This is a genomic window from Clostridium sp. AM25-23AC, assembly GCF_003435125.1.
Classification (GTDB): Bacteria; Bacillota; Clostridia; order Lachnospirales; family Lachnospiraceae; genus Pilosibacter; species Pilosibacter fragilis.
Genome location: NZ_QWGI01000033.1, coordinates 21,176 through 29,219, shown reverse-complemented (window position 1 = coordinate 29,219; position 8,044 = coordinate 21,176). Strand labels below are relative to the sequence as shown.

7 protein-coding genes are annotated in these 8,044 nt (G+C 44.6%); 6 read left to right on the top strand and 1 reads right to left on the bottom strand.

Annotated features, from left to right (window positions below):
* From DW677_RS18415 to DW677_RS15395, 6 genes are all read left to right on the top strand, one after another.
* The coding region (locus DW677_RS18415; RefSeq protein WP_181968380.1) for a hypothetical protein at window positions 1–196 on the top strand (196 nt) is incomplete at its 5' end.
* Between the two features lie 303 nt (window positions 197–499).
* Window positions 500–895: a hypothetical protein gene (locus DW677_RS15415; RefSeq protein WP_117567752.1), complete on the top strand. Its 396-nt coding sequence runs from the start codon at window positions 500–502 to the stop codon at window positions 893–895.
* A 1-nt stretch (window position 896) separates the two neighbouring features.
* Complete coding sequence (locus DW677_RS15410; RefSeq protein ID WP_117567751.1) at window positions 897–2,660, top strand: Mu transposase C-terminal domain-containing protein; 1,764 nt, start codon at window positions 897–899, stop codon at window positions 2,658–2,660.
* Entirely contained in the window at window positions 2,657–4,168 is a 1,512-nt protein-coding gene (locus DW677_RS15405; protein WP_117567750.1) for an AAA family ATPase, read from the top strand. Before DW677_RS15410 ends, DW677_RS15405 begins: the two co-directional genes overlap by 4 nt.
* The gene (locus DW677_RS15400; RefSeq protein ID WP_117567749.1) at window positions 4,168–5,400 is read left to right on the top strand and encodes a TniQ family protein; all 1,233 of its coding nucleotides are present in this window, start codon (window positions 4,168–4,170) and stop codon (window positions 5,398–5,400) included. The genes DW677_RS15405 and DW677_RS15400 overlap by 1 nt, the downstream gene beginning before the upstream one ends.
* Before the next feature lie 69 nt (window positions 5,401–5,469).
* Window positions 5,470–6,315, top strand: a complete 846-nt coding sequence (locus tag DW677_RS15395) for a hypothetical protein (protein ID WP_117567748.1) — start codon at window positions 5,470–5,472, stop codon at window positions 6,313–6,315.
* A 50-nt stretch (window positions 6,316–6,365) separates the two neighbouring features.
* On the opposite strand, the gene DW677_RS15390 is transcribed toward DW677_RS15395, so the two are convergent.
* A complete protein-coding gene (locus DW677_RS15390) occupies window positions 6,366–7,448 on the bottom strand; it encodes a hypothetical protein (RefSeq protein ID WP_117567747.1) in 1,083 nt (360 codons plus the stop codon).
* Window positions 7,449–8,044 lie beyond the last annotated feature (596 nt).

Below are 8,044 nucleotides of genomic sequence, written 5' to 3'. Positions count from 1 at the left end.
TTCGGGTGGACAAGAGGGTGATTCTTGGTGGGACGAGAACATAGTATCTCGAAATAATTGGAATTATTTCGAGAAAATGGCTTTTGGGCTTGGTGGAGAACCAATTTCTGGGAATAAATATGACCGGAAATTCGCTGTAAAGCCAATTTCTGGAAGAAATAGCAACCAGAAACTCGGAATAAATACCAAAAACTAGGATTAAATGGAATTAAGCGGAGAAAATGGCACCAAAAACTTAGAATAAATGCCAGAAACTCGGAGTAAATACCAATTTCCGGGAATAAATATGACCGGAAATTCCATGGACATCCAATTTCTCGGAATAATTATGCCTGGAAATTCGATGAATATCCAAATTCTGGTAGAAATAGCGACCAGAAACTCAGAATAAATCCAAAAACTCGGAATAATTCAATGACCGTCTGCGTTTGTCTCTGAAAATTAGCGTCCGAATGGTTTGAATCAATTCAATCTGAATAAACCATAAGGAGAAATGAACATGGAAAAAGCGGGAACGAAACGTAGGGACATTCATTTTAGGAGTGATAAGAATGGAATCGTAGTGTGCGTACACTCAAGGGAAGCCAGGGAGTATGCAAGGTACTTGGAAGCGTCTGCGGCTGTTGCTTCTTATGAGGCCGGAACCGTATTGGATCCAGACAAGTACCCATTCATAAATACAATCGGGATCCGAAAAGAATACTTTGACACTCAGTGGACGTCAGACTTTGTGATTCATTTTACAGATGGAAGAACAGGAATCCGGGAACTGACAAACAAAGACGGACTTTCCAAACGGGCAGCCATCGAAAAACTGGAATTTTCCAGACGGTATTGGAGTACCACAAAAGTTACAGAGTGGAAGATCGTTGTCATGGAGAAGGGAGAGTGCTGAGATGTTCTTAGAAAGCTGTGGAGAAGTAATTCGGGTATTATGCGGAAACGAAGAAGGGAACTGGGTGATCTCCTATGATAACCCATGCACACCGAAGTTTGTACTTAGGGATGATCTAAGAACCATGGAACGCATAGAGCCACCAAAAGATTTTCAGATGAGGATGACACAGGAGCAGACACCGGGACAGAAGAAGCGGCAGGAACTGATCTCGGAACTCTTGGAAGAGGAATCCTATGTGTGGGACCGTACTGGACGCAACACAAAGATCCGGGAGATTGCAGCCAGGGAGAAGACAAGTGAGCGGAGAATCCGGGAACTGTATTTCCGGGCGTTGGCCGGAAGAGCCTTAGTTGAGGAAAGAAAAAAAGCGGAGAAAGAAGAGACGAAGGAAGAAAAGGACTTCCTATGGGCAATCGACACGTTTTACTATACAGCGAAGAAGTTTTCCCTGCGGAGTGCGTATGATATGCTGCTGCTTTCCAGATACACGGATCCAGACGGACATCTACTGGATGTCTATCCTTCCTGGAATACTTTCCGCCATTATTTCTATGATAAGAACTTTCATAAGAAGTCCAGGAACCTGATCGCCAGGAATGGACTGACCGATTATCAGAGAAATGAGCGTCCGTTGTTTGGAAGTGCATCAGCTTGGAAAGAACAGATAGGAGTCTTTCAGATGGATGCAACGCAGGCTGACATCTACCTGGTGTCACGCCTGGACCGTTCTGAAGTGATTGGAAGACCTTATATCTACTTGGCTGTGGACACGGCAACTCAGCTGATCGCCGGAGTTTATGTGGGAATGGATGCCGGAGAGCAGGCGGTCATTAACTGTCTTTCTAATGCGGCTGCGGATAAGGTTTCCTTCTGTAAACGGTATGGACTGGACATCAAAAAAGAAGAGTGGCCAAACACGGGACTTCCGGGAGAAATCATTACAGATAAGGGAAGAGAGTTTATTGGCACCCGGATGAACGAGCTTGCAATGAAGTACGGAATTGAGTTTGAATCCCTGCCGCCATTCCGACCGGATGGAAAAGGTCTGGTAGAGAAATCCTTCGATCTGATCCAACAGCGGTATAAACCGGCACTCAGAGGAAAAGGAGTCATTGAGGCGGACGCGCAGGAGCGATGGGCGGTGGACTATCGGAGTCAGGCGGTTCTGACCTTGGAAGAGTTTACGAAGGTCATCCTCTCCTGCATCCTGTACCTGAACAGCTGTCGTGTGATAGAGAACCGTTTCTGCAAGGACGCAGACCCTGTGGCGGCCGCAATGTGGATGAAATGCGAAAAAGAAAAGAGATCCCTGGTTATCCCGATCAACAGTGAAGAACTGTATCGGTTTGGACTTCCAAGGACCTCAGCTACATTGAACCGGCGCGGAATCTGTTATCAGGGACTCTGGTATGTGAGTGAGAATTATAAGGAGTTCTTAGAGAGCCATAACATAGGCGAGATCGTGAGGATCTGCTATGACCCAGAAGATGTATCGCGTCTGTTTCTGCTGAATGGGATGAATTACATTCCATTTGAGCTTTCCAGACATTCCAAGCAATATGCCGGAGCAACCGAAAGTGAATATCAGATGAAGCGTAAGGCAGAGCGGGACAGCCGGAAGGAATCGGAACTTAGGGATACCGAAGGACGGATCCGGCTTTTAAAGGATATTGAGTCCGTGGTGAAACAGGCAGAGTACCGGGATAAGAATAAGATTTCAACGAAACGCATGGAGCAGGCGAAGGAGATGGAACGGGCATGAAAAAGTATCAGAAACAGAGTGGAATGACCGTGGACGCAGAATATAGAGAAGAACAGGGAAATCCCTTCTTTGAGGCATTGCCGGAGATCCTTGGAAAAGAAGAGGTGATGAAGCGGCTTAGAAGTCAGATCCCTTATCCAAAAGACATTCAGAAAAGGTCACCGGAGGAACGGAGAAGAGAAGTCATGGAAATATCCAAGTGGTTCTATCCCATGGATTACATGTATACGATCTATGATATGCTTTATCGTGCGATGTCAGCAACCTATCAGACAAAGAACATCGTGGACCATATCCGCCAGATGAATGACCTGTATATGGATTTCCGCACCGGCCGGGAACGGGAGTTTCAGTATGCGACCCAGGCATACACCGGAGCTGTCTTAGGTGTCCCGGGAATCGGAAAGACATCGACGGTCCAGAGATGTCTTTCTCTGATGCCACAGGTCATTGTCCATACGAATTATGGTGGGAAATCCATGTATACCAAGCAGATCAACTATCTGTTCGTGGAGTGCCCGTCTGATTGTTCCGTGAGAACCCTGGCATTCAATATTTTCTCAGCAATCGACCGCGCAATCGGTTCCGACTACTTAAAACAGGCAACCTATCAGAGAGCGGTGGCAGCCAGTGCCACGACAACAAAGCTGAAGGTCATCTGCATGAATCATCACATTGGATTGATCGTCATTGATGAAATCCAGAATGCGATTCAGACGGCAGTCAAGAACCGACAGCTTAAGCCCTTAGTAAAGTTCTTAGTAGAACTCACAAATGAGACATCGACCGGAATCTGCTTCTGCGGAACGATGGAGGCTGAAGATCTCTTCATGAGTCAGGAACACTTGAAGCGGAGAACCAGAGGATTCCGGCTTCTGCCATTAAAATATGATGTGACATACCGGAAGTTCATTACAGAACTCTGGGATTCCCAGGTGGTGCTTCAAAAGACGGAACTCTCCGAAAAGCTGATGAAGCAGATCTATGATCTCTCGGCCGGGATCCCGTCCTACATCGTGAAGATCTTCCAGGAGGCACAGGTCCAGGCAATTCTCACAGGGAAGGAGAAACTTTCCTATGAGGTGCTGAAACAGGCGGTCATGTGTCTTGGAATCGAAGTCCCGAAAACATATGGATGGAGCGGAACTTCCATTTCTGACTTTACGGTACAGGAAGTAACCGTGAATGAAGAGACGGTGGAATCCGTGGAGATAGAAGTGGAGACTACCGAAGAAACATCCCTGGAGGGAGACTGCCAGGAAGAGATTTCCTTAGATCCCGTGGATGGTAGAAGGGATAAACTGGACGCAGGAGACATCATGGACGAGGAGTTACCAGGGAGCGCAGAAAAGACCTCTTCAAAGCGATTCTATGCCGTGAAGCGTGGACGAAAAAAATCCGAGCGCGATGACTCGGATCTTCTGGAACTTTGGATGGAGAATCCGTCTGCGGACGCGCTGCTTCTGAATCTTGAACAATTCCTTATGTTAGAAAGGAGGTGCTTCTGATGCTTCAATACTTTCCAACGCCTTACCCGGACGAACTCTGGTACAGCGTCTTAGGGAGATACCATGTCAGGTCCGGCAATCCGAACAGCGCAACGACACTCAGGGAACTATTTGGAGAGGAGAGCGTCGGAGGAATGGGAAACTTCCTGCCAAACTGCGGGATCCGGCGAGTGGCTGAGAAACTGCCGGAGGGAGTCTTAGATGAGAGGGATATTGCTTTGCATAACACATTGTTCCCATATACCTTCCGGTTTCAGGACTTAGCAACGAAAGAAAGACTACTGGAACAGGCGTTAAGCGAAAAAGTGAAATTTCCAATCAAGCTGCCGAAGCCATACACATCCACAGTACTGAAATACTGCCCGCTCTGCATGAGAGAGGACAGGGAGCGCTATGGAGAGGCTTATTGGCATGTCATCCATCAGATTCCTTATGTGACCATATGCACGAAGCACAGGTGCAGACTGAGAATGAAGGATGATATGAAAAAATGGACACTCAACGATAACCTGTTCCTTCCGATGGATGAAGAGGAGATAGAGGCAGACTTGGAGATTTCAGAGACAGAAGCAGAACTCTCCAATGTTCTTGTAAAGTATCAGGAGCTTTCAATAGAGAAAGGACCCACGGAAACCCACAATAACCTTTACGAGGGATTATTGAACGCCGGATATGGAATCGCCAGGAAGGACAAGAACTTTTCGATTGATTACAAGAGAGTGGAGGCAGATCTCGTGGAACGCTTCGGAAAGAACTTCATAGAGGAACATTTTGGAACGGCCGTCATGCGGACCGCAATCTTCGGAAATGTCCGAAACTGGAACTATAAACTTCCAGAAAGATATGCAATTCTATCCGCGCTGATCCATCAGGACCCAGAGGTAACTTTTTCGGAAGAGCGTTTAGAAAATAAGACGGTCAGCCTGTTTCTGCGGATGAGCAAAGAACCGATGACCCGATCAAAAAAGTATGTTGCGAGATCCCTGGGAGTGAAGGAAAAGCACTTGGACATTCTGGCACACAATCTGAATGTGGTCCCATTCTGGGAGCAAAAACCAGACGCAGAGAGAGCGAAGGAGTATAGAGGGTATGTATGCTTTACGGAGGAAGAATGGGCGTATATTCAGGCATCGGTTTCAAGGTACGGTTTTCAGAGTTCGTCCGCGTTCATCCGGTTCTGCGTGGAACGGTATCGGGACAGGGAAAACATGCATTTCATAATAAATGATTGAAAACCAGTTCGATTCTGTATAAAATGAAAATAGAAGCGTACAGAATGAAATGGTGAAGAGGTGAAATGTATGGATTGGTTAGACTATCGGGAAAAACTAGGGATAGGATTTAACGATAAAGGAAAAGTAAAATATTTTTATAATAAAATTGCTAATGTATTGCGCGATTTGCATGGACGCGGAGGATGTATACTTACCGCAGGTGAATACATCAAATTTTGTAACATGACAGGAACTGTTATGAACATGAGTGGAGTTGATGGAGTCTATTTTGTCGATGAATTTGGAGAGATAGTTAAGGTCTTGTTTAATCACATGAAATCGCTGAATGAATTTTTAGCTTTTTATATTGCATTTTTGAATTGCCAAGACAATACAATTGAAAGATATTATTCTCGTGACAATTTTAAAAATTTATTAGTTACTGGTTTAAGAGAAGCACATATCCAGCATGAAGTATTAGAGGACCAGGACGGATATTTTGTATTTCCGGCGGGTGATCCGATGATGGACAAGAATCTGGTTTCCGATGTATTGTCATGGTTAGATAAATACCCAGGTGCTAAGAAAACATATGTCAATGCATTGAAACAGTATGCGGATGGCATATATATAAGGGATGCTGCTGATAACCTTAGAAAAGCATTGGAAACTTTTCTGCAAGAGTTTTTACAAAATGATAAGAACTTGGATAATAACAAAGGTGAAATCTGCAAATATTTGACATCACAGGGTGCCGATCCAAGCATAGGTGGAATGTATAAGTCTATAATTTCCACGTATAAAGACATCAATGATAAAACAGTTAAGCATAACGATAAGATTGATGCACGTCTGTTAGAATTTTTATTATACCAGACGGGATTACTGATCCGTATGGTATTAAGAGTATCTGGACAGATAGAGGGCAACTAAATAGTGTTATAAGAGTCAGGAGTCGTAACAGTTTCCCTGACTCTTTTTCTTTACCCATATGTTGGGATTTTTATGTCGATCAATTTTACATTCTTGGAATCCTGGTATGTGGAGTATGAAGTCACGTTTCCCTTTGAATCAAGCAATGCACATACAAAAGAATTATCGCCGTCATCGACTTCCCGCATAGACATGGGCGAGCGGTGAATCTTGCGGAGATCTTCGCTCCAGCTGTTTCCCATTGGCAGGATCCGCTGATAAGGGAGATTCGAACAAAAAGGATTGGCGGCCGGAGCCTTGGAGAGTGAAAGGATTACTGGACGCGACATAAGATTTTCTGTTGGGAAGGAATGAACCGCATAGTCCAGATTCTTCGGATCCAGGGACGAGAGAGCAACGTAGATTCCCGGTTCCTTTGTAAGTTCATAGAGGCTTATGGCATCCAGAGATGACTCGCAGATGAAGAGTGGATAGTCATCTTCATAGGTTTCGATGTTAGTTTCCATCATGGTGAAAACGTGGTTGATGGAAAGAAAGGCATCGGAAGAGAACCACCAGAATCCTAAAGGATTCTCTGTATAAATAAGCTTCTGGGATCCGCTCTGTTTTGTGTTCTGGAGGAGGTAGTAATTTTGTTCAGCATTTGCGAAGCAGGCATAGTGACGTCCCGCTCCAGGGACTGCCGTGGCATATAACTTTTTCATGTATACCAGGTTTCGGAAGATCCGGTTGCTGATGTTACACTCGTTGATGATATAGTTTTGAAGAGTGCTGATGTCGCCAGTGTCGGGCGGAACACGGAAAGTGTGGATGTCCGGTTTTAGAGGCGTTACCTGCTTTTTATATTTGTGGGTGATATCATGGCCAAGTGAAAATTCAAGCAGCGAGGAGACGGCATCCGCCCAACCGTATCCCTGGTATTTTGTCAGGTATGAGATGCTGTCACCGGCTTCATTGAGAGAGTAGCGAAAGTAACTGTCATGATAGATCACCAGACTGTTGTGATTACAGTCGCGGAGGGTTCCGGTACGATAGATGACCCGATCCGGGTGTTCTGCTAACATATATTGAATTAAGTCGGCCTGCTTTGCCAGCCGGATATCGTGTTCTGTAAAATTTATGTATGAACTCATGAATAAGCTCCAATCGTATTTTATATCTGAGAAGGTAGAGGAAAGATTTTCTTATAGATATTATGTAAGATCTGAGAAAAAAAGTGCCATAAAATTACAAAAAAGTAAAAATATTTTTCAAGAATAATAAAACTATCCTACTGAGAATACCAGTACCATATAGAACAGTACACCATCTTATGATGGAATGTATGATACTGAGAGTAACCAACTGAGAGTGAACCACTTAGAAGAGGATCATCTTAGAAAGAGGAATATCTTAGAGATTCCACCTTAGAAGAAAGAGTATCTTAGAGATTCCATCTTAGAACAGATACCTTAGTGTACCGGCTGAGACACTAAGAATTGAGGCACTTAGCTTTCATCCCTTAGGGTATCCAAGCGGTGAGCAGGCAAGGGATACTTGACGCGAACAAAACCAAGCTTCTAAGAAAATAACCAAGTGCTGAGTATCCATGCGTGGAAAAGATCCTTGGGTTATTCATGCGTCCAGTTTTGTGTAACTCACCGCAACTCCTAAGCATCATCTAAGGAATGAAATCTAAGTATCCAAGCATATAAACTAAGCAACTAAGGTTCTTCAGCTAAGGTGGAAC

Excerpts from the sequence above, each read along its gene's own strand:
- DW677_RS15400 (WP_117567749.1), top strand. The coding sequence starts at position 4,168 with ATGCTTCAATACTTTCCAACGCCTTACCCGGACGAACTCTGGTACAGC.
- DW677_RS15410 (WP_117567751.1), top strand. The coding sequence starts at position 897 with ATGTTCTTAGAAAGCTGTGGAGAAGTAATTCGGGTATTATGCGGAAAC.
- DW677_RS15415 (WP_117567752.1), top strand. The coding sequence starts at position 500 with ATGGAAAAAGCGGGAACGAAACGTAGGGACATTCATTTTAGGAGTGAT.
- DW677_RS15395 (WP_117567748.1), top strand. The coding sequence starts at position 5,470 with ATGGATTGGTTAGACTATCGGGAAAAACTAGGGATAGGATTTAACGAT.
- DW677_RS15405 (WP_117567750.1), top strand. The coding sequence starts at position 2,657 with ATGAAAAAGTATCAGAAACAGAGTGGAATGACCGTGGACGCAGAATAT.
- DW677_RS15390 (WP_117567747.1), bottom strand. The coding sequence starts at position 7,448 with ATGAGTTCATACATAAATTTTACAGAACACGATATCCGGCTGGCAAAG.